The sequence below is a fragment of the Devosia sp. FKR38 genome (assembly GCF_005222805.1).
Taxonomy (GTDB): Bacteria; Pseudomonadota; Alphaproteobacteria; order Rhizobiales; family Devosiaceae; genus Devosia.
Window position 1 is genome coordinate 315280 of the sequence record NZ_STGC01000005.1, and the last position, 21681, is coordinate 336960.

The 21681-nt window shown below is 65.1% G+C and carries 20 protein-coding genes and 2 riboswitches; of the genes, 4 read left to right on the plus strand and 16 right to left on the minus strand.

What is annotated here, in order from left to right; translation table 11 throughout:
- Nucleotides 1–23 precede the first annotated feature (23 nt).
- From gcvPB to E8M79_RS06695, 13 genes are all read right to left on the minus strand, one after another.
- Nucleotides 24–1571, minus strand: coding sequence for an aminomethyl-transferring glycine dehydrogenase subunit GcvPB (gcvPB, locus tag E8M79_RS06635; protein ID WP_137151154.1), 1548 nt, complete (start codon nt 1569–1571; stop codon nt 24–26).
- Nucleotides 1568–2911 (minus strand): aminomethyl-transferring glycine dehydrogenase subunit GcvPA, encoded by a 1344-nt coding sequence (gcvPA, locus tag E8M79_RS06640; RefSeq protein ID WP_137151155.1) that lies wholly within the window; start codon nt 2909–2911, stop codon nt 1568–1570. The genes gcvPB and gcvPA overlap by 4 nt, the downstream gene beginning before the upstream one ends.
- Nucleotides 2912–2920: 9 nt before the next feature.
- The gene (gene gcvH, locus E8M79_RS06645; protein WP_137151156.1) at nt 2921–3286 is read right to left on the minus strand and encodes a glycine cleavage system protein GcvH; all 366 of its coding nucleotides are present in this window, start codon (nt 3284–3286) and stop codon (nt 2921–2923) included.
- A 10-nt stretch (nt 3287–3296) separates the two neighbouring features.
- Nucleotides 3297–4466: a glycine cleavage system aminomethyltransferase GcvT gene (gcvT, locus tag E8M79_RS06650; protein WP_137151157.1), complete on the minus strand. Its 1170-nt coding sequence runs from the start codon at nt 4464–4466 to the stop codon at nt 3297–3299.
- Between the two features lie 59 nt (nt 4467–4525).
- Nucleotides 4526–4622: riboswitch (glycine riboswitch) on the minus strand.
- Nucleotides 4623–4711, minus strand: a riboswitch (glycine riboswitch).
- 172 nt (nt 4712–4883) lie between these two features.
- Nucleotides 4884–5366 carry an ATP F0F1 synthase subunit B gene (locus tag E8M79_RS06655; protein ID WP_137151158.1) on the minus strand — a complete coding sequence of 161 codons (483 nt, stop codon included), beginning with the start codon at nt 5364–5366 and terminating at the stop codon, nt 4884–4886.
- A 5-nt stretch (nt 5367–5371) separates the two neighbouring features.
- Complete coding sequence (locus E8M79_RS06660) at nt 5372–5998, minus strand: F0F1 ATP synthase subunit B (RefSeq protein ID WP_137151159.1); 627 nt, start codon at nt 5996–5998, stop codon at nt 5372–5374.
- A gap of 100 nt (nt 5999–6098) precedes the next feature.
- Entirely contained in the window at nt 6099–6326 is a 228-nt protein-coding gene (locus E8M79_RS06665) for a F0F1 ATP synthase subunit C (protein WP_035087599.1), read from the minus strand.
- 65 nt (nt 6327–6391) lie between these two features.
- Nucleotides 6392–7168, minus strand: coding sequence for a F0F1 ATP synthase subunit A (locus tag E8M79_RS06670; protein ID WP_282568101.1), 777 nt, complete (start codon nt 7166–7168; stop codon nt 6392–6394).
- 21 nt (nt 7169–7189) lie between these two features.
- Nucleotides 7190–7579, minus strand: a complete 390-nt coding sequence (locus E8M79_RS06675; protein WP_137151160.1) for an AtpZ/AtpI family protein — start codon at nt 7577–7579, stop codon at nt 7190–7192.
- A gap of 562 nt (nt 7580–8141) precedes the next feature.
- Complete coding sequence (locus E8M79_RS06680; RefSeq protein WP_248304926.1) at nt 8142–10535, minus strand: methyl-accepting chemotaxis protein; 2394 nt, start codon at nt 10533–10535, stop codon at nt 8142–8144.
- A 197-nt stretch (nt 10536–10732) separates the two neighbouring features.
- Nucleotides 10733–14188, minus strand: a complete 3456-nt coding sequence (locus E8M79_RS06685; protein ID WP_137151161.1) for an AAA family ATPase — start codon at nt 14186–14188, stop codon at nt 10733–10735.
- 69 nt (nt 14189–14257) lie between these two features.
- Complete coding sequence (locus E8M79_RS06690; RefSeq protein ID WP_137151162.1) at nt 14258–15067, minus strand: thioredoxin domain-containing protein; 810 nt, start codon at nt 15065–15067, stop codon at nt 14258–14260.
- 88 nt (nt 15068–15155) lie between these two features.
- Nucleotides 15156–15671, minus strand: a complete 516-nt coding sequence (locus E8M79_RS06695) for a DciA family protein (RefSeq protein WP_137151163.1) — start codon at nt 15669–15671, stop codon at nt 15156–15158.
- A 129-nt stretch (nt 15672–15800) separates the two neighbouring features.
- Between E8M79_RS06695 and mutY the strand changes: the two genes are divergently transcribed.
- Nucleotides 15801–16853: an A/G-specific adenine glycosylase gene (gene mutY / locus E8M79_RS06700; RefSeq protein ID WP_137151164.1), complete on the plus strand. Its 1053-nt coding sequence runs from the start codon at nt 15801–15803 to the stop codon at nt 16851–16853.
- 13 nt (nt 16854–16866) lie between these two features.
- Here mutY and E8M79_RS06705 read toward each other — a convergent pair whose 3' ends face one another.
- Nucleotides 16867–17439: a TetR/AcrR family transcriptional regulator gene (locus E8M79_RS06705; RefSeq protein ID WP_137151165.1), complete on the minus strand. Its 573-nt coding sequence runs from the start codon at nt 17437–17439 to the stop codon at nt 16867–16869.
- A 52-nt stretch (nt 17440–17491) separates the two neighbouring features.
- On the opposite strand from E8M79_RS06705, the gene E8M79_RS06710 reads away from it, so the two are divergent.
- Nucleotides 17492–18184, plus strand: coding sequence for a DUF4336 domain-containing protein (locus E8M79_RS06710; RefSeq protein ID WP_137151166.1), 693 nt, complete (start codon nt 17492–17494; stop codon nt 18182–18184).
- Between the two features lie 58 nt (nt 18185–18242).
- Here E8M79_RS06710 and E8M79_RS06715 read toward each other — a convergent pair whose 3' ends face one another.
- Both E8M79_RS06715 and E8M79_RS06720 read right to left on the minus strand, forming a co-directional pair.
- Nucleotides 18243–19220, minus strand: coding sequence for a zinc-binding dehydrogenase (locus E8M79_RS06715; RefSeq protein ID WP_137151167.1), 978 nt, complete (start codon nt 19218–19220; stop codon nt 18243–18245).
- Between the two features lie 46 nt (nt 19221–19266).
- The gene (locus E8M79_RS06720; RefSeq protein WP_137151168.1) at nt 19267–19857 is read right to left on the minus strand and encodes a TetR/AcrR family transcriptional regulator; all 591 of its coding nucleotides are present in this window, start codon (nt 19855–19857) and stop codon (nt 19267–19269) included.
- A 289-nt stretch (nt 19858–20146) separates the two neighbouring features.
- Here E8M79_RS06720 and greA point away from each other — a divergent pair, with 289 nt between their 5' ends.
- A complete protein-coding gene (gene greA / locus E8M79_RS06725) occupies nt 20147–20629 on the plus strand; it encodes a transcription elongation factor GreA (RefSeq protein ID WP_137151169.1) in 483 nt (160 codons plus the stop codon).
- Between the two features lie 239 nt (nt 20630–20868).
- Nucleotides 20869–21654 (plus strand): nucleotidyltransferase domain-containing protein, encoded by a 786-nt coding sequence (locus tag E8M79_RS06730; RefSeq protein ID WP_137151170.1) that lies wholly within the window; start codon nt 20869–20871, stop codon nt 21652–21654.
- Nucleotides 21655–21681 lie beyond the last annotated feature (27 nt).

The following is a 21681-nucleotide window of genomic DNA, read 5'->3' on the forward strand; positions in this document are numbered from 1 at the left end:
CCGGGTGACGGGCGGCCAGTCGACTACTCCGCTGCCTTGAGCGTTTCGGCCGGGCGTTCCCATTTGATGATCGGCGAGCGGGCCGCCCGGGTCTCGTCGAGGCGACGGCGCGGGGCCTTCATCGGGGCGGCGGTGAAGCGGGCGGCATTGCCGGCCTTGGCATCGAGGGCCAGCTCTTCCATCACGTCACAGAAGCGATCCAGCGTCTGCTTGGATTCGCTCTCGGTCGGCTCGATCAGCATGGCGCCATGCACGACCAGGGGGAAATACATGGTCATGGGGTGGAAACCCTCGTCGATCAGCGCCTTGGCGAAATCGAGCGTGGTGACGCCCGTGCCAGCCAGGAAACTGTCGTCGAACAGCGCCTCGTGCATGGTCGGATAGTCCGGGAAGGGCACCGAGAATACCTGGCCAAGACGCGCCTTGATGTAATTGGCGTTGAGCACGGCATCCTGCGCAGCCTGGGCCAGCCCGTCGCCGCCATGGCTGAGCATATAGGTCAGCGCCCGCACATACATGCCCATCTGGCCCTGGAAGGCCGTGATGCGGCCCAGGGCCTGGTCTTCTTCGTGCTCGACCAGCTCGAGCCCGTTGGCGCCCTTGCGGACGAAGGGCACCGGCGCGAAGGGCGCCAGCGCTGCCGACAGCACCACTGGACCCGCGCCCGGTCCGCCGCCGCCATGCGGCGTCGAGAAGGTCTTGTGCAGGTTGATATGCATGGCATCGATACCGAGGTCACCCGGCCGCACCACGCCCATGATGGCGTTGAAATTGGCGCCATCGCAGTAAAAGAACGCGCCCGCCGCATGCACGGCCTTGGCGATTTCGATGACCTGGGGTTCGAAGAGCCCGCAGGTATTGGGATTGGTCAGCATGATCGCCGCCACGTCGGGCGACAGCGCATCCTTGACCGCCTGCACATCGACCGTGCCGTCACTGCGGGCCGGGATCGACTTGACGGAGTAGCCGAGGAAGGCCGCGGTGGCCGGATTGGTGCCATGGGCACTCTCGGGCACCAGCACCGTGCGGCGATGACCCTGGCCAGCGGCATCCTGCGCCGCCTTGATGGCCATCATGCCCAGCAGTTCACCATGGGCGCCGGCCTTGGGCGTGAGCGCCACGGCCGATGTATTGGTCAGCGTCATCAGCCAGTGGCTGAGCTCGTTCATCAGCTTGAGCGCGCCCTGGACGGTCGAGGCGGGCTGCAGCGGATGGATATCGGCAAAGCCGGGCAAGCGGGCCATCTTCTCGTTGAGGCGCGGATTGTGCTTCATCGTGCACGAGCCCAGCGGATACATGCCGCTGTCGATTGAGTGGTTGAGCCGGCTCAGGCGCACATAGTGGCGCATGGCTTCCGGCTCGGTGAGTCCGGCCAGATCAAGCGCAGTCTTGCGCTCGAAGCCGCCCAGGCGGGTATTGGTGATCGTCGCATCCGGCAGGTCGACGCCAGAATGCTCGGTATCGCCGATTTCGAACAGCAGCGGTTCATTGGGCAGGAGAGCCGAGCCCGAGGTGGAGGCAAAGCCCGAGGTGCCGGTGCCGGTGGGCCGGCCCTGATTGTTCATGCTCATGCGAGTTCCTCCGCCAGGGCGCTGGTGAGCGCGGCAATATCTTCGTCGGTGGTCAGCTCGGTGGCCGCCAGCACGATCAGATTGCCCACCGAATGATCCTTGGGCTCAAGACGGCTGACCGGGACTCCGCCCAGAATGCCGCGCTTGGCCAGACGCTCGATGAGCGCCGCCGCCGGCTGGGGCGTGCGGATGGTCATTTCGTTGAAGAAGGTCTTGTTGAGCACCTCTACGCCCGGCACGGCTTCCAGCGCATCGGCGAGCTTGCAGGCATTGGCATGGTTGAGCCGCGCCAGGCGGGTGAACCCCGCCTCGCCCAGCAGGGCCATGTGGATGGAGAAGGCCAGGGCGCAGAGCCCCGAATTGGTGCAGATATTGCTGGTCGCCTTCTCGCGGCGGATATGCTGCTCGCGGGTGGACAGCGTCAGCACAAAGCCGCGCTGGCCCTCGGCATCAACGGTCTCGCCGCAGATGCGGCCGGGCATCTGTCGGATGAATTCCTTGCGGGTGGCAAGAAGGCCCAGATAGGGCCCGCCGAAGTTGAGCGCATTGCCGATCGACTGGCCTTCGGCCACCACGATATCGGCGCCCAGGGCACCGGGGGCTTCGAGAAGGCCGAGCGAGACCACTTCGGTGATAACAACGATCAGCAGCGCGCCCTTGGCATGGGCGGCGTCCGCAGCAGTCTTGATGTTGCGCAGATGGCCGTAGAAGTCCGGCGTCTGCACGACGATGGCGGCGGTCTGGTCGTCGATATGGTCGAGGATGTCGCCCTGGCCCTCAGGCGAGGCCGAGAGGCAAACGAGATCGGCATCATCCTTGAGATAGGCGCGGACCACGTCGCGATAATGCGGGTGCAGCCCGCCGGAGAGCACGATCTTGTTGCGCTTGGTGAGGCGCCGCGCCATCAGCACGGCCTCTGCGGTGCCGGTCGAGCCATCATAGAGGCTGGCATTGGCCACATCCATGCCGGTGAGCTTGGCCACCTGGGTCTGGAACTCGAACAGCATCTGCAGCGTGCCCTGCGAGATCTCGGGCTGGTAGGGCGTATAGGCCGTCAGCCATTCCGAGCGCTGGATCAAATGATCCACCGTCGCCGGCACATGGTGGCGATAGGCGCCGGCGCCGACAAAGAATGGACCATCGGACCCGGCGTGGTTCTGCCCGGCCAGCGCGCGCATATGCGCCTCGACCAGGAACTCGGGACTATGGGCCGGCAGGCCCAGGTCAAAGCTCTTGAGCGCCAGTGCCGGCACGGCACTGAACAGCGCATCGATATTGGGTACGCCGATGACGCCAAGCATCTCGGCGCGTTCGGCCTCGGAATGGGGAAGGTAGCGCATGGGTATCCGTTACTGTGTCAGTTCGGCATAGGCCGCATCATCGAGCAGGCTGTCGATCTCGCCGGCATCGGCGATAGCGATCTTGTAGATCCAGCCTTCGTTTTCCGGATCGGAGTTGATCAGGCCCGGATTGCCGGTCAGGGCGTCGTTGACTTCGGTCACCGTGCCCGAGACGGGGGCATAGATTTCCGAAGCGGCCTTGACCGATTCAACAACGGCGGCCTCGTCGCCCTTCTTGAGCACCTTGCCCACGCTGGGCAGCTCGACAAAAACGATGTCGCCCAGCGCGTCCTGGGCATAGGGGGTGATGCCCACAATGCCGGTCGCGCCCTCGACGCGGATATACTCATGATCGGGGGTGAACTTGGTGGTCATGGCAGCTCTCTCAACTGGCTTTGGGCTTGCGGAAATAACGATGCGGCACGAAGGGCGTTTCCACCACTTGCGCGGACTGTGAACGGCCACGCACGCTGACCTGCAGCGGCGTGCCATTGGCGGCATGGCTGGGCGGCACAAAGCCCAGGGCAATGGCCTTGCCCAGGGACGGCGCGAAACCGCCGCTGGTGACCACGCCAATGGCTGCGCCGGAGGCGTCAAGGATCTCGGCGCCTTCTCGGGCCGGAGCGCCCTCGACGATCAGGCCGACACGCACGCGGCTCAGGCCACCTTCGCGTTCGGCGAGGATACGATTGGCACCGGGGAAGTCGGCGGCCTCGCGGCGGCGCTTGGACACGGCAAAGCCCAGGCCGGCCTCGATGGGCGAGATGGTTTCGTTGAGGTCATGGCCATAGAGCGGCAGGCCGGCCTCAAGCCGCAGGCTGTCACGGGCGCCCAGGCCAATCGGCTTGACGCGGTCATCGGCGAGCAGGGCATCCCAGAGCTTGGTCGCATTGCCGGCCGAAACGAGAATTTCGAAGCCGTCCTCGCCGGTATAGCCGGAACGGGCGATGATGAGCTTCTCGCCGCCCCATTCGAACGGGGCATATTGCATGAAGCCGAGGTCGACGGCGCCGGGGGCGATATGGGCCATGACATTGACCGCCTCGGGACCCTGCAGGGCGAGCAGGGCATTGTCGCCATCGGCGCGGGTGAGCTTGGCCTTGTCGCCGGCGGCCGCCGCGATGCGGGCGAAGTCGCCGTCCTTGGTGCCGGCGTTGACGACGATGTAGAGCGCGCCGCCGAAGAGGGGCGAGCGGCCGACCATCAGGTCATCCAGCGCGCCACCGGTCTCGTTGAGCAACAGCGTGTAGCGGATCTGGCCGGGCTTGAGGCCCGCGATGTCGCCGCAGATCAGCGGCTCGATGATCGCCGCTATGGCAGCGTGATCGGCCTCGGCATCGCCGCTGGGATTGTTGAGCACCAGAAAGCTGGGGCCCATGTGGCTGACATCGAACAGGCCCGCATAGTCGCGGGTCCATTTGTGCTCGGTCATGATCCCCGTGGGATATTGCACCGGCAGATTATAGCCGCCAAAGGGAACCATGCGGCCGCCGGCGGCGATGTGCCGCTCGACCAGCGGCGTCGTCTTGAGAGTTTCGGCTGTGGACTGGGCCATCAACACTTCCCGGAAATGAACACGGTGACACGACTACACTCGCCCTGCGGCGAATTCCGTGCCCCCTCTGTCCTGATCACCTGAGAGATTCCCGGCTGAGCGCCGGTTGCTCCTTCGGTGGGACCTGTCGATGTGACGGTCCGCTTTCCAGAGTTGCAGTGTCCTGCGGTCCTTTGGCCTGAGAGTTTCCGGGGCGGTTGCTCCTTCGGCGCTGGAGAAAAACCAGTCTCTCCCGCAGTGAGGGCACCATGGTGGAGATTTCCGGGGCCGTCAATTGCGCTGCGCGCATGGGGCACAGGGAAAACCATGCGGCGCTCGGTCCAGACCCCGACAAGAGGGTAGGGCTGTCCGGTCCGGCACAAACGAAAAGGGCGGGCATAAATGCCCGCCCTCAAATCTCAAATCGGCGCTTTGGCCTTAGTTCAGGCGATTGCCCACGTCAGCGATGGCCTTGTCGACCACCTGGCCGCCCTTGCGGTTCATTTCGTCGGTCAGCACCAGGCGAGCCGCCTCGATGGCGACATCAGCCGAGCGGGCGCGCACTTCGGCGATCGCCTGCGATTCGGCCTGGGCGATCTTGTCTTCCACAGCCTTGGTGCGGCGGGCGATCAGATCAGCCAGCGACACCTGGGCCTCGGCAGCGAGGCGGGTGGCCTCTTCCTGCGCGGCAGCAATGATGCCGGCGGCTTCGCCTTCGGCAGCAACGCGCTTCTGCTCATATTCGACCAAGAGGGCCGCGGCTTCTTCGCGCAGCGTCTTGGCGGCAGCCAGGTCGTCGGCGATCTTCTTGATCTGGCCGTCGAGCATCTTGCCGACAATACGCGGGATGCCGAAGTACAGCATCATGCCGCCAAAGATCACCAGGGCGAGCGTGGCGTAGAATGTGTTGTCCAATTCCATCGGGCTTACTCCTTGGCCTTGGCGACGGCAGCGCGGACGCTGTCGGTCGAGACATCGCCGACCAACTGGGTCACAACAGTCTGGGCTGTCTCGGTAGCGATCTCGTCCACATGGGTGAGCGCTTCGGTCTTGGTGGCCAGAATGCGGGCCTCGGCGGCGGTGACCTTGGCGGTCAGATCAGCCTCGACGGAGCTGCGCTTGCTGGCCAGGTCCGCCTGGATGGTCTCGCGGGTCTGGTTGGCAATGCCCTGGGCCTTGGCCTTGGCGGCGGCCAGGGCTGCCTCATAGGCTGCAATGGCTGCGTCGGTCTTCTGGCGAGCGGCATCAGCGGCAGCGAGATCTGCGTCGATGATGGCCTTGCGGTTTTCCAGAATGCCGCCGATGCGGGGCAGGGCGATCTTGCTCATCACCAGATAGAGGGCGCCAAAGGTAATGGCGAGCCACAGCAGCTGGGATGGGAATGTTGCGGGGTCGAACGGCGGGAACACCCCGGACTCATGGCCACCGCCATGGGCTTCAGTGGTTGCATGGGTGTCCGCGGTCGGATCGGCATGGGTAGCGTCAACGGCGGGCGCCGCGTGGGTCGTGTCGGCCGGTGCAGCCGCTTCTTGGGCGTTGGCTTGCGTTACCATCAGGTGAGGTCCCGTTAAATCCTGTCAGCCGGCACACGCCGGATAAGAGCACGCAGCCGGAACAGGTCCGGCTGCGGAAGAGCGTGATCGCGCGTCAGTCTTAGGCGACGAACAGCAGGATCAGGGCAACCAGGAACGAGAAGATGCCCAGAGCTTCGGTCACGGCGAAGCCGAAGATCAGGTTCGAGAACTGGCTCGGCGCAGCCGACGGGTTGCGCAGGGCGCCCGACAGGAAGTTGCCGAAGATGTTGGCCACGCCAATGGCGGCACCGGCCATACCGAAACAAGCAATACCGGCACCGATGAACTTTGCGGCTTCAGCTTCCATTTTTTAGTCCTTTCAAGCGACTTTTAAGCGGGGGTTCTGGCGGAACAGCCCGCCGTGACGGGTGGTTAGTGAGACGGGTGGATCGCGTCGTTGAGATACATGCAGGTCAGGACTGCGAAGACATAGGCCTGAACCGCACCGACGAGAAATTCGAGGCCAGTAAGAGCAATGGCCATGATCAGCGGCAGCGCCGAACCAAGAATGCCGAGGAAACCCAGGCTGCTCATGGTGACGATGAAGCCGGTGAAGACTTTGAGCGTGATGTGACCGGCCAGGATATTGCCGAACAGACGCACGGAAAGCGAGATCGGGCGGCTCATGAAGGAGATGAACTCGATCGGCGCCACGATGGGAAGGATATAGCCGGGCACGCCGGCGGGCACGAACAGCTTGAGGAACTTCGGGCCGTTCTTGGCGAAGCCGTAGATCACCACGGTCAGGAACACCAGCATCGAGAGGGCAAAGGTGATGATGATGTGGCTGGTGACGGTGAAGAAATAGGGCACCATGCCGAGCATGTTGGCCACGAAGATGAAGGTGAACAGGCTGAAGACGAGCGGGAAGAACTTCATGCCGGCCGTACCGGCGGCACTTCGCACCATATTGGCCACGAACTCATAGACCAGTTCGCTCAGCAGCTGCGCCCGGTTCGGGATCAGGCTCTTGGAGCCCGTCGAAAGCACCAGATACAGCGAGATGATTGCCACGGTGGCAACCATGAACAGGGCTGAATTGGTGAAGGCAAAATGCAGGCCCGAGCCTTCGGTGCCGTCGCCGCCCACGGTGAACAGCGAGAAAATGTCCTGAATGACAAATTGGTGGATCGGATCAGTACCGGCCAAGATTGAACCCTCTAAGCGTCATCATTTGTCATCTTCGTCTTCCTCATCCGGTCCCATGTCGGACCCCGGCGGGGGAGGCGATGCGGCATTCATTTGCGCCACCACGCGGGTGACATTGAGTATTCCAGCGGCAAAGCCCACCACCAACATGATGAGCAAGAACCATGGGCTGGTCCCCAGGCCAAGATCGATGAGATAGCCGAAACCGGCACCCACCAGGATTGCGGCGATGAACTCGGTACCGATGCGCATACCGCGCGCCATACCGCTCATCTCCGGGGACGCGTCTCTCGAGGCTCTGTTGTCCTCGATCGCCCGGTCCCGCTTGGCAGAAGCAATACGCGATGCGAGATCGCGCGTCACCCCTTTGGCGCTGTCCGGCAGACCTTTGGTCTCTTGCGGGTCACTCATCCGCGCGCTCCCCTCGGCCGGCCATTTTCCCGAAGTTTCGGGACGCCCTTTTAAGTCGCGCGCAACATAGTGGTGGCCCCTGAGAGTGTCAAGACAACCTTAAACCGCGTAAGGCATTGTTTTATAATGCGAAATCCCCTTGTCGCAGGGGTGCGGCATGCTGTCCACGCGCAATGGTGGCAAAGTTGGGGCACCCCGGTGGGGATTCTCGGCTCCATCGGGCCATGCCAAGGCGCCACACGGCGGCAATTGGGTGGACAGTTGTTGACGAATTCGGAGACGGCAATCGCCCCTGGCCGGGGTATCGAGTGAGACGAAAGCCGCCTGGGGGCGTCGGTTTCTCGTACCCGTCAAGCGGCGGAGGCTTTTCGCCCATGCGGGGTGATGGAGGCGGGTGCCCTTGAACGAAGACGCCCGCAGCCCTGGAATAGGGGCCGCGGGCGGTCAATGGTGGTCGGCCGTGCACTTGTAGCCGTCTCTTGCACCGCGCCCGATCCGGCCGTGATGGTGCGGTCCGGCTTTCGCCCTCAGGACACCACCTGCCCTGCGGGCGATGCCGGTCCTAGAACTCGTTCCAGTCGGTGGCGACGGCTGCGTTGCCGTGGCTGATATAGCTCTTTGCGGCCTGCTTGACCCGCTCCTGCTGGCCCCGGACAGTGTTGGATGCGGCAGGCGCGGCAGACTGCCGGGACGTCGGCCGACTGTCGTCGAGAATGAAGATGTCGACGATCCGGTCGAGCTCGGATGCCTGGCCTTCGGTCTGCTCAATGGCCGCGTTGGTTTGTTCCACCAGAGCGGCATTGTGCTGGGTCATCTCGTCCATCTGGCGAACCGCAATATTGACCTCGTTAATCGAAGAGGCCTGTTCCTTGCTGTCCCGGGCAATGCCCGCCATCACCAGGCTGTTCTCGCGAATGCCCTCAAGGATCGCTTCGAGCTTGGCTGCGGCATCGGCCACCAGCTTGGATCCGCCCGCCACTTCGCTGGCGCTCTGCTCGATCAGAACCTTGACGTCCGAAGAGGCGCTGGCGGCGGACTGCGCCAGGCGGCGCACTTCCACGGCCACCACGGCAAAGCCTTTGCCAGCGTCGCCGGCACGCGCGGCTTCCACCGAAGCGTTCAGGGCCAGCAGATTGGTCTGGAAGGCAATGTCGTCAATCAGCCCGATGATATTGGAGATCTTGGCGGAGGAGCTGGTGATCTTCTCCATCGCGCCGGTGGCCTGTCGCATGACGCTGCCACCCTCTTCGGCGGTGCGGGACACCGACTGCGATTTCAGGTTGGCCTCTTCGGCCTTCTTGGCATTGGCCAGAACGGTGCCCGCCAGCTGCTCCATTGTGGCCGAGGTTTCCTCGATGGTTGCCGCCTGCTTGGTGGTGCGTTCGGACAGGTCGTTGGCACCGGCCAGGATTTCGCCCGTCGCCGAACGCACGCCGCGTGAGGTCTGGCGCAACTGGCCGACAATATCGGTCAGCTTCTCGGCCACCGCATTGGTATCGTCCTTGAGCTTGGCAAAGGCACCATGATAGTCGCCATTGACCCTCCGGGTCAGATTGGTCTCGGCCAGCGATGCCAGAACATCGCCCGTTTCCGCCAGGCCGCGATCCACGGTCTGCACCAGAGCGTTGACCGAACTTGCCAGTGCATTGAGCTCGGTATCGGGGAACTCGGTATCGACGCGCTTGGAGAAATCGCCGGCAATGGCGGAATCCACCACATTGCCAAAGGCCTGCTGCAGCTGGCCCATCATCTTGCGGCGGGCGTCCTCGTCAGCGACGATGCGCACGGCCTCGGCCTGGCTCATATCCTGCACCTTGATGGCATTGGCGCGGAACACTTCCACGGTGCGTGCCATGGCCCCCATTTCGTCACGACGTTCGGTATCGCCAACAGTGACCGCAAGATTACCCTTGGACAGCTCGTCCATGGTCCGAGACAGACGGGCGATCGGCTTTCCGACAATGCCGCGCGACACCAGCAAAATGACGGTCAGGCTGACCAGCAGAATCGCCAGCCCGCCAATGATGGCCGACTGAACCTGCTGCAGCACCGGGCCCTGGAAGACTGCGGCGGGAATGTCGAGAACAGCCGCCCAGGTCTTGTTCATGCCCGGGGCCGTGAACGGATAGACCAGACGAACCGTACCATCCGGCATGTCGCGAATGACCCGCATCTGACCATCGGCCAGCGCCTGCGTCACAAGGTCGGTGCCGGAGTCGGCATAGGGGGTGATCAGCTTGGTGCTGTCGGGATTGGCCAGCCAGTCGCCATTGCTGGCAACCAGCATCACCTGGCCAGTGCCAAACGGATGAATCTCAGCAAGCAGGGCAGTCAGATCGGTCAGCTTGATATCGACACCGGCGATGCCAACGATCTGCTGGTTCACCGTGACCGGAACCGACACCGATGTCAGCAGCTCGCCTTCGGTCGACAAATAGGGCGATGTGATGATGGACTGCTTGGCTTCCAATGGCGCTCGATAATATTCGGAGTCAGGTTTGATGGTCCAGGTGGAGAAGCCCATCTCGCCGGTGGCGCTTTTGGTCCAGTAGGCGGTGAACACGCCCTCGGCATTGGCGCCTTCCGTTCCGGTGAGCAATTTTGGTGCCGCCGGATCGGGCAGTTCCATCATCCAGGACCCAAACACAAAGTCATAGGCCGGTGCGACCGGCTCGAGCAGGGCGATGACGTCGCTGCGCGTCTTGGCGCCCTTTTCCATATAGCCGCCAATACTGGCCGACAGGGTGGCGCCGGCCGACGTTGCCATCGATAGCTTGGCAGACACCTGACTGGCCACGCCGGAGGCTGTTTCTGTGGCCAATGTCATCACCTGGTCCTCTGTGCTGGTCTTGGCGGACCAAACATTGAGCGCCGTATAGGCAATGAGAATCGCCGCTATGGAGATGCCAGAGACAAGTACAAGTTTGCCCGAGATTGTGCTGGACAGGCGGGACATCAAGATCACCCATTGAGAGGAATTCGAACGCCACAAAACTCTCGGTGATTTTGTAGAACAACAGGTTAACTCCCACATGGACTAAACCTCTGGCCCGTCTGATTTCCGCTTGCAGCCCGTGTCAGGAGTCAGCGGGCAGGATCGGTAGCTTTGCTGCAGAGCCGGGTTGGGGCGCGCTGGCGTCGGCCTCCGCCGGATCACCCCACCTCTAGGAACGTCTCCGCGGTCGTCAGATCCACCGACACCAACTGGCTGACGCCGCGTTCGGCCATGGTGACGCCGAAGAGGCGGTCGACGCGGCTCATGGTGATGGGATTGTGGGTGATGACCATGAAGCGCGTGTTGGTACGCTGGCGCATGGAATCGAGCAGGTTGCAGAAGCGCTCGACATTGGCGTCGTCGAGCGGGGCATCAACTTCGTCGAGCACGCAGATCGGCGCCGGATTGGTCAGGAAGACGGCAAAGATCAGGCTCATGGCGGTCAGCGCCTGCTCGCCGCCCGAGAGCAGCGTCATGGTCTGCGGCTTCTTGCCAGGCGGGCGGGCGATGATTTCCAGGCCTGCTTCGAGCGGATCATCGCTTTCGACAAAGCTGAGCTCGGCCGTGCCGCCGCCGAAGAGCGTCGTAAACAGCTCCTGGAAATAGGCATTGACCCGCACGAAGGCTTCGTTGAGCCGGGCGCGGCCCTCGCGGTTGAGCGAGGAAATGCCGGTGCGCAGCTTGGCGATGGCTTCTATGAGGTCATTCTTGTCCTTGACCATCAGATCGAGGCGGGCCTGCACCTCTTCGGCTTCCTTTTCGGCCGACAGATTAACCCCGCCCAGCCGCTCGCGCTCGGCCTTGAGCCGGTCGAGCCGCTGTTCGGTGGCAGCTTCCGCGGGCAGGGGATCGCTGGGGCGGATGCCCGAGGCTTCCAGCGTCTTGCTGGCGGGGATCTGCAGGCTTTCTTCGATGCTCCGCTCGATCTGCTGGCGCTGGGCGATATAGCCCTTGAGGCGCTCCTCGATGCGGGTGAGCTCGATGCGCGCATTGGCCAGGACCTCGCTGGCGGCGCGCAGGGCGCGGTCGGCCTCGCGATGGCCGGTCTGGGCGCTGGCGAGGGCGTCGCCGGCGGCCTGATGTTCGGCGCTGGCGGTCTCGATCTGGTCGTCGAGCTGGGCGCGGCGGCTGTCAAAGCCATCGGGCGCGGCGAGCAGGGCATCGCGCTGCGCGGCGACTTCGGCACTACGCTGGTCGAGCGTGGCCAATTGCGCCTGGGCGCTGTCGCGGCGGCGCTGCCAGCTCTGGCTGTCGCGCTCAAGCTGGGCGACGCGGCTGGCGCGCATGGTGGCGGCGCTCTCAAAACTGCCCAGGCGCAGCCGGGCCTGGTCAGACCGGTCGCGCATGGCGGTCAGCCGGGCCTGGGCGGCATTGGCGTGGTGCGCCGCTTCGTCCTCGGTGCCGGCGCCGGCCAGCGCCTTTTCGGCTTCGGCGCGGGCGGCTTCGGCTTCATTGCGGCTGGCCTCAAGCCGCAATTGGGCCTCGGCCAGGGTGGACTGGCGCGTGGTGAGATCGCCCATGGCGCGCTGGGCGGTATCGACTTCGGCCTGCGCCGCGCCAATGGCATGCTGGGCGGAGCGCCAGGCCTCGCGGCGGGCGCGCTCATCCTGGCGCGCGGTTTCGAGCGCTGCGGCGAGGGCATCGACCTGCCGCTTCCAGCCATTGCGCTCGCCACGGGTGCGGGCGATGTCTTCGTCCAGCTCGGCCAGGCGATTGCGCTGCGCCAGGCGTTGCGCGGCGGCGCTGGGCGCATCGGCGGCGGCGACAAAACCATCCCAGCGCCACAACGCGCCCTCAAGGGTGACGAGGCGCTGCCCCGGCTTGAGGGCGTGCATGAGGCTCGGGCCATCGACGCCACTGATCAGCCCGATCTGGTCGAGCCGGCGCTTGAGCAGGGCGCTGCCGGTGACATAACGGCTGAGCGGTTCAGCGGCCTGAGGCAGGGCGGCGTCGTCGGTATGATCGACCGGCACCGACCAGTGCATGGGCGCACCGGCGTCGGAACTGGCATCCAGATCATCGCCCAGCGCGGCGCCCAGGGCCGTTTCATAGCCGGGGGTGACTTTCAGCTCGTCGACAATGGCCGGCCACAGGCTGGCGCCGACATTGAGCATCTTGCCCAGCGTTGCGGCTTCCGCTTCGAGCCGGTTGAGCGCGGCGTCGATGTCGGCCAGCTTTGGCCGCGCGTCATCGAGCGCGTCCTGGGCCTGGGTGGAGGCGGCTTCGGCCTCGGTGGCCAGCGCCTCGGCCGCATAGGCCTGTTCCTGGGCTTCTGCGAGGGCCGTCCGCTTCTGGCTCAGCGTGTCATCGGCATCAAGCTGCGCCGCGACGGCTTGCGCCTCGGCTTGAACGTCGGCGAGTTCGCGCGCCAGCCGGGCCACGCGCCCCTCGGCATCGACGAGGCTGCGCTGCGCCTGGCCACGGCGGGCCCGCAATTGTGCCAGGGCATCGGCGGCAGCGCGCGCCTCGGCCTCGGCGTCATCGACGGCCTCGCGGGCGATGTCGGCGACGTCGCGGGCTTCGTCAAAATCGGCCTGGGCGGATGCGATCTCGTCCTGCAATTGGGCGAGTTCAGCGGCGTTCTGCGCCAGCGTCAGCTCGCTTTCGGCCACCAGATCGCGCTCGCGCGTGCCATCGGCGGCGAGCTGACGGATGCGGTCGTCCAGCTCGGCCTTGCGCTGGCCGATGCGCCGCGTCTCCTCGGCCAGCTGTTCGGAGAGGATGGTGTAGCGCTGCAATACGGCGCCGGTGACCGCCTCGCGATCGCGCAAGGGTTGCAAGGCGGCATCGGCGGCTTTCAGCGCCTTTTGCGCGGCCAGCTCATGATGGGTGGCATCGGCCAGCGCGCGGATCAGCACGGCCTGCTGCGCCTCGGCTTCCCTTTCGGCAAAGCGCGCCGCGACCCAGCGGATGTGGAACAGCGTGGCCTCGGCGCGGCGAATGTCGCCGCTCAGCGCGCGATAGCGCGTGGCCAGGCGGGCCTGGCGTTTGAGGGTTTCGAGCTGGCTATCGACCTGGGCGATGATGTCATCGACGCGTTCAAGATTGCCCTCGGCGGCGCGCAGGCGCAGCTCGGCCTCATGGCGGCGCGAGTGCAGCCCCGAAATGCCGGCGGCTTCTTCGAGCAGGGCCCGGCGCGCGGTGGGCTTGGCGGCGATCAGCTCGCCGATCTGGCCCTGGCGCACCATGGCCGGCGAATGGGCACCGGTGGAGGCATCGGCGAAGAGCAACTGCACATCGCGGGCGCGCACTTCCTTGCCATTGACGCGATAGACCGAACCGGCCTCGCGCTCGATGCGGCGGGTGACTTCGAGCACATCGGCGGTGTTGAGGGCGGCCGGCGCAGTGCGGTCCGAATTGTCCAGCACCAGGGTGACTTCGGCCGAGTTGCGGCCCGGCCGGTTGCCCGAGCCGGAAAAGATCACATCGTCCATGCCCGAGGCGCGCATGGCCTTGTAGGAGCTTTCGCCCATGACCCAGCGCATGGCTTCCACGAGATTGGATTTGCCGCAGCCATTGGGCCCGACAATGCCGGTCAGCCCCGGCTCCATGACCAGGGTGGTTTCGTCGCAGAAGGATTTGAAGCCATGCAGCTTGAGGCGGGAGAACTTCATGTCACCCGCCCCAAGCCCAAGCCGTGGCGCCGCCCCACAAGGAGGCGGCGGAATGCGGCGGGATGCGCTTTACTTGACAGGCGTTGCTGCGCCAGCGGCCGGGGCCATCGCGTCGGTTGCAGCAGGCGCCATGGCGTCGGTTGCGGCCGGTGCCATGGCATCGGTTGCCGGGACAGCGGCGTCAGCGGCCGGTGCGGCTGCGGCAGGCGCGGCGGCGGTGGGGACGAAATCGGCAGGCAGCAGCGGATCGACGACCGCACCCAGCGACTCGACACTCTGTTCACCGCTGATTGTCTTGCCGTTGACATAGAATGTCGGCGTGCCTTCCAGCTTGAAATCGTTCAGTGCCTGCTCGCGCACCGCTTCCATCCCCTTGAACAGGTCCTGATTCGTCAATGCAGCGTCAAACGTTTCCTGGGTAAAGCCCAGCTGCTTGGCGATTTCCAGGATCGCGTCGCGCGGGGTCTGCGAGCTGGCCCAGGTGGTCTGCGTCTTAAAGAACGTCGAGACCACATTGTGGTAATTGGTCGGGCCGGCGGCCTCGGCCAGCATGAACACGGCGGCATCGAGCACATTGCGCACGAAGGGGCGGCTGATGAACTTGACCTTGCCCGTATCGACATAGGCGGCGATGAAGCCGGGCAGCACATCATTGGCGAAGGACGCACAGTGCGGGCAGGTCGGCGAGGCATATTCGATCACGGTCACCGGCGCGGTGTCGCTGCCCAGGACGTGATCGACATAGCCGCCAGCAGGCGCCATCAGCTTGGCCACATCGACGGTGTCGCCTTCGGCTGCATTGGCGGTGGCGACCCCGCACAGGCTCAGCGCCGATGCGGCTGCTGCCAGAATAAGGGTGTCACGGCGGGTAAATTTCACAGCTCAGGCTCCTGTTTTGATTGTGGCGACACTACACGGGCAAAATGTGAGGGCAAGTGGGCAGCTTTATCACTGCTCGGTGAACGCACTATCCGTGTTTCCGCTCCGCTCGGCTGGCCAGGGCATGACCGAGCTTGCGCAGGGCTTCCCGCACCTCCTCGTCGGCCACGTCGGCAACTTCCGCCCCGACCCTGGCCACCACGGATTGGCTGGGTTGAAGAGGAGTATTGGCGACCGGCGCTGAACCGGGCCTGAATGGCTCGGCCGAGAGGCGCACGCTGCCCACCAGCACGAAGCCGAAATAGCGGTTGACGGCGGCGGCAATGCGCTCGCCCTCATGGGCAATGGCCAGCGCATGGCCGGGCACGCAGCGCAGCAGCAGCGTGGCGCCTTCGGCACTGCGCTCGCCGCGCGGCCAGCTCAGCTTGTCGGGAATGGCCACGCTGTCATAGGGCTTGGGCGCCATCACCGACCAATGGGTGATGATGTCGCGACTGGCAAAGCCGCGCTGCTTGAGCACGGGATCGAGCGCGCCGCTGAGCACATCGGCCATGCTCATGGTCCGATTGCGACGCTTGGGCTCTGGTGGATCGTCTTTGGCCATGGTGCCCAAGTATCGCGACGCCGGGCCTCCCCACAAGGGGGAAGAGGGTGGAAGGGGCCGGGAGCCAACCTATCCGAAGTGAAGGTGGCCCCCTTGTTTCAATCCGCCGCCCGGATATATCCGATAGCCATGCATCTCCCCAATCCCGCCCCCATCGACGCCGACGCCGTGCTCGTCTGGTATGATCGCCATGCCCGCGACCTGCCGTGGCGGGTGGCGCCGGCTGATCGCGCCAAAGGCACCCGGCCCGATCCCTATCGGGTCTGGCTGAGCGAGGTGATGCTGCAGCAGACGACCGTGGCCGCCGTGAAGGCCTATTTCCTGCGCTTCACCAGCCTCTGGCCGACCGTGGCTGATCTGGCTGCGGCGCCGCTCGACAGCGTGCTGCGTGAATGGGCGGGCCTGGGCTATTACGCTCGTGCGCGGAACCTGCATGCCTGCGCCCAGGCGGTGGTGGCCGAGCATGGCGGTGTGTTCCCCGACAGTTCAGAGGGCCTGCAGGCGCTGCCGGGCATTGGCGCCTATACCAGCGCCGCCATCGCCGCGATCGGCTTTGACGAGCCGGTTGCCGTGCTCGATGGCAATCTCGACCGGGTGCTGGCGCGCTACTATGCGCTCGATGTGCCGGTGCGCGAGGCCAAGGACGCGCTTCGCGCCGCCCTCCAGGCCAGCGTGCCCCAGCGGGCCGGCGACTATGCCCAGGCCATGATGGATCTGGGCGCCACTATCTGTGCGCCGCGCGCCGCCGCCTGCATGCTCTGCCCGATCCAGCCCGGCTGCATCGCCACGCGGCAGGGCGATCCGACGCTTTATCCGGTCAAGCCGGTCAAGGCCGACCGGCCGGTGCGCCGGGGCCATGCCTTTGTCATGCGCGACAGCGCGGGCGATGTCTATCTGCAGAGCCGGCCGGCCAAGGGCCTGCTGGGTGGCATGACCGAAGTGCCGGGTTCGGACTGGACGTCTGACCTCGGCGCCGCTGCCTATCCGCGCGACGCCGCCTGGCAGCATCGCGGCCAAGTGGTGCATGTGTTCACCCATTTCCGCCTCGAGCTTGAAGTCTGGTCAGCCGAAGTCGCGCCCGATGGTCTCGATGGCGGCTGGTGGGCGGCGCCACATTCGCTCAAGGGCGAGGCCCTGCCGACGCTGTTCCGCAAGGTGCTGGCAGCGGCCGGGCTGGACTGAGCAGCCATACGGCTCACCGCGCGCCGATGCCTTCGACAACGATGCGGATGATGCGCCTGATCTCGTCAGCGACGAAGGGCCGTCCGGCGAGGACGGAGAGCATGGCCTGGCCATAGATGCCCAGCAGGATCAGCGCCAGCAGATTGGCGTCTTCATCGCGGCGGATGACGCCCTGGCTCTGGCCGAGTGCAACAATGTCACGCACCAGGCGCTGAAACGATGGCCGATCAGGCGGCGGCGCAAGCTCTGGCCGGTCGGCCGGAGCAAGGGCGAGCCGGGCCAGCGCCGGATTGGCCAGGCACCACTGGGCGCTGTCGAGGAAGACCGTTTCGAGCAGGGCCACCGCACCGTCGCCCGCCAGCATGCGGCTGCGGTAGGACCCGTCCTGCGCTTCCACCCGGGCAATGAGCTGGAGGGCAATGTCCTCCTTGGAGGCGAAGAGATTGTAGACCGTCTTCCGCGTCAGGCCGGCGCGGATGGCGATTTCCTCGACAGAAGTCGCCTCATAGCCCAGCGCCCGGAATGCCGCGTCGGCGGCATTGAGAATGAGGAGGCGGGATCGGTCGGTACGCTTGGGGATTGCCATGTTTACACAATGGTATAAATTTATACGCATGTAAACATTGCGGAGGCCGCCCATGCAGGCGTTTGGCCCGAATATCTGGATTGCGGAGGGATCAACGGTCACCGCGGCGGCCGGGTTTGCCTATCCCACCCGCATGGCCGTGCTCCGCTTGGCGCGCGGGGATCTGGTGATCTGGTCGCCCATTGCCCTGTCCGAAGCGCTGGCCACTGCGGTCAATGCACTGGGCGTGGTGCGTTTTCTGGTGGCACCCAATGGCCTGCACCACAGCTTCCTGGCCGATTGGCAGCAGGCTTTTCCCGACGCCACGGTCTGTGCGCCGCCCGGACTGCGAGAGAAACGCCGCGATATCCGATTTGACGTCGACTTCAGCGATGGCCCGGTCGCTGATTGGGCCGGGGAGATCGAGTTCGCCATCATGTGGGGCAATCGCATCACCACCGAGGTGGTGTTCTTCCACCGCGAGAGCCGCACCACCATTGTCACCGATCTGATCCAGCAGTTTCCGCCGGGCTGGTTCAGCGGCTGGCGGGCGCTGGTCGCCCGGCTGGACCTGATGCTGGCCGACGAGCCGACCGTGCCGCGCAAATTCCGCATGGCGTTCTTCGACCGGCGGGCCGCGCGGCAGTCGCTTGCAACCATCCTGGCCTGGCCGACAGAGCGGGTGATCATGGCGCATGGCCCCCTGATCCCCAACGATGGGCAGGCCTTTCTGCGCCGGGCCTTTGGCTGGCTAGCAGGCCGCTAGAGGCGCAAAAAAGGCCCGCCTGTGGGGCGGGCCTCGGTCAGCTTGATATTGGGATGGCTCAGGCGCGCAGCAGGATCTTGCCGGGGCGGCCGGGGATCTGGGCGGCGTCCATGGCCTTGCCGGCATCGGCGAGGTCGAACACGCCGCCGACCGGCAGCGGCAGCTTACCCTGGACGGCCAGGGTGATCAGCTCGCCGAAGAGCTGGCCCTTCTTTTCGCCGGACATGGCGGCGCTGACCTTGGCGCCCCAGAAGCCCTTGATGGTGATTTCCTTAAAGATCACGGCGCCCGAATTGAGCGGCATGGGCGCGCCGGTGGCGGTGCCGAAGATCACCAGCTCGCCATCGCTGCCCAGCACGTCGATCAGCGATGCGCCGACCTCGCCACCCACCGAATCCACGGCCGAAACGGCGCCCTTGGGGCCGGTGATGGCTTTGACCTGCTCGATCCAGTTGGCGTTCGAGGTGGCGATGACATGGGTCATGCCCAGCTCGGTCAGTTCCGCAACGGCCTCTTCGCGGCGGACCAGATTGATCAGGCCGATGCCACGTTCGGCGGTGAGGGCAGCCAGCACCTTGCCGACGGCGCCATTGGCAGCGGTCTGCACGATCCAGTCGCCGGCCTTGGCCTTGAGCAGGTCGAGCAGCGAAATGGCGCTGAACGGCATGGCGATCAGCTGGGCGGCAGCCTCATCGGCGATGGCAGCCGGGAGCGGGACAAGGCCAGCGGCGGGCGCCACGAAAAACTCGGCCCAGGTGCCATTGATGCCGGCAACGGCGACGCGCTGGCCAACGAGGGCCGCATCAACGCCTTCGCCGACGGCATCGACCGTGCCGACAGCCTCGGTGCCGCCGATGGCGGGCAGGGTGGGCTTGTAGCCATAGCTGCCGCGCGTGGTCCACAGATCGTGATTGTGGATGGGCGACAAAATGGTGCGGATGCGCACTTCGCCCTTGCCGGGATTGGGCTGGGCCACGTCGCCGAGCTTGGTGACCTCAGAGGGATTGCCGAAATTCTCATAAATGGCTGCGCGCATGGCGAGCTCCTTGCTTTGGATAGGGATGTGAAAGGGAAGGGGTGGGTTAGGGGAAAAAGCGCCGGCGCGTGTCGTCCATGGCGTCGACGAGCGGCTGTTCGGACTTGCCCAGCTTGCTCAGGATCGCCGCGCCCAGCCATTGGCCATAGAGCAGGCGCGCCGCCCGGGCGGTGTCGCCTTGCGGGACAATCGAGCCATCGGCCATGCCCTGGGCGATGATCTGCTCGAGCCGTGCCACCAACTCGGTGACGCCGGCATCGAGCGTGGTGCGCATGTCCTCGGACAGGTCCGAGATTTCGCTGGCCAGCTTGACCACCAGGCACGTCTCGGCAATCGAGGGCTTGTTGGCGGCGGCCAGCCAGGCCGTGCAATAGGTCAGCAACCGCGCGCCGCCTGTGCCGGGCGCGGCGACGAGACTATCGACCCGGCCGAGATAGTCGGTGACATAGTCCTCCAGCAGCGCCTGCCCGAAGGCCTCCTTGGAGGCAAAATAATGGTAGAACGAGCCCTTGGGCACGGCGCTTTCGGTCAGCAGTTCCTTCAGCCCCATGCCGGTAAAGCCCATGCCCAGCACCAGGCGACGGCCTGTCGACAGGATACGGCTGCGGGTCTGTTCGCTCTTGGGGATCGTGTTCATGGCGCTGATATAGGATGGAATAGACCGGTCGTCTAGTGATGGGTTGCGGATTTTTGGCGGGGGCTGGTTTGCGCGGTGTGCGGGGCTTGGGGGCGCGGGGTGGGGGAGCGGGGGAAGGGGGAGCAGGACGAGAGGCATGCGCCAATCGGCGGGGGCGCGGGCATGGTGCGGACGCGTGCCGGTCTGGGCACATTGGTGGGACCGCTGCTAGCACCGCGATTTGCGCCGCGGGCGCGAACGGGGCTATGGACTTTGCGCAGGGCGCCACGGGCGCCGCAGGAGCAGACGATTGAGTGTAGCCTTCACCAAGGAAGACAGCGCCGAAACCGCATCAGAAACCCTGCTGCCGGATCGGCCGATTTCCGACGCGCCCAATCTGGTGACGCCAGAGGGCCTGGCTGCGCTCGAACAGCAGCGCGATGCCGCCCGCGCCGCCTATGACGCGGCCACGCTGATCGAGGACGTCAACGAGCGCCGCCGCCAGGCCGCCAATCCGCTGCGCGACCTGCGCTATTTCGCAGAACGTGTCCGCACCGCGCAACTGGTGCCGGCGTCCGAAAACGCCACCGAAGTGGCCTTCGGCAGCACAGTGACCTTCGAACGCGACGACGGCCGCCGCCAGAGCTACCGCATCGTCGGCGAAGACCAGGCCGACCCCAAGGCCGGCACCATCTCCTATGTCTCCCCCATCGCCCGCGCGCTGATCGGCAAGACGGTGGGCGAAATGGTGAGCGTGGGGGCGATGGAACTGGAGATTGTGGCGGTCGGGTAGGGGTGCTGGCGATGGGTGCAAAGCAGCACCAGCCCGCTCGGGCGATTGACAATTCCTCCGGTGGCGATAGCGTGAGCTGATGACCAAGAGGACCGCAGTTTCGACCTCCACCACCACCGCGCTGCGGTGGTTGGTCACGTCATGAGCTAAAGCTAGTTCAGACACGCATGATCAACCCGCCGGATGCGAGCGGGTTTTTTTGTGCCCGCCGCGTCCCCGCATGAGGAGAGGACGCCACAATGCAACAGCAGGAAAACCGTAGAGATGCCGCGCTCCGGGCGGCACAGACATGCCTGGCCACACGGTTCGCAGGCGCATCGCACATTTTCGTCGCCGGCTCGATCATGCGGGGCGACGGAAATGCCTTCTCGGACATCGATCTCGTCGTAATCTATCCAACGCTGGACCAGGCCTGGCGCGAGTCGTTCTGTCTCGATGGCTTCCCAATCGAAGCGTTTGTGCACGACGCCGAGACATTGGCCCATTTCGTTGAAAAAGACGTCGAAGGCGGCGCGCCGGTTATCGTGAACATGGTTGCCCACGGCCTTATTGTCGGCGCCCCGGGGCCAGCAAATGCCATGCAGCAAGAGGCACGGGCCATTTTGGCGCAGGGGCCAAGGCCACTGGCCGGGATCTCTTACGATACCATGCGGTATTTTCTCAGCGACCTAGCCGATGATCTGCGGGCTGAAAGACCGGCCGACGAGATCGCGGCGATAGCCGCGCAACTCTATCCGCGCCTGATCGATCTGATGCTGCTCGGGCGCCATCAATGGACCGGCAAGGGCAAATGGGGGCCTCGCCTTCTGCGCCAGTTTGATCCAGAACTGGCGGCGCACACGGTTGCTGCCTTTCGAGACGCGGTTCAGGGCAAGCCGGAGGTGCTCTTGGCGCTGACCGATCAGGAGTTGGCCCGGTATGGCGGGTCGTATTTTGAAGGTTATAGAGTCTTGGCGCCCCGGGAGGCGCGGATGGCGATGCCGTTGAAACTCTCTCCTGCGTCTCCCGCAGCGTCGGGGCAATGATCGGCAAGACCGCCCGCGAGGTAGTCA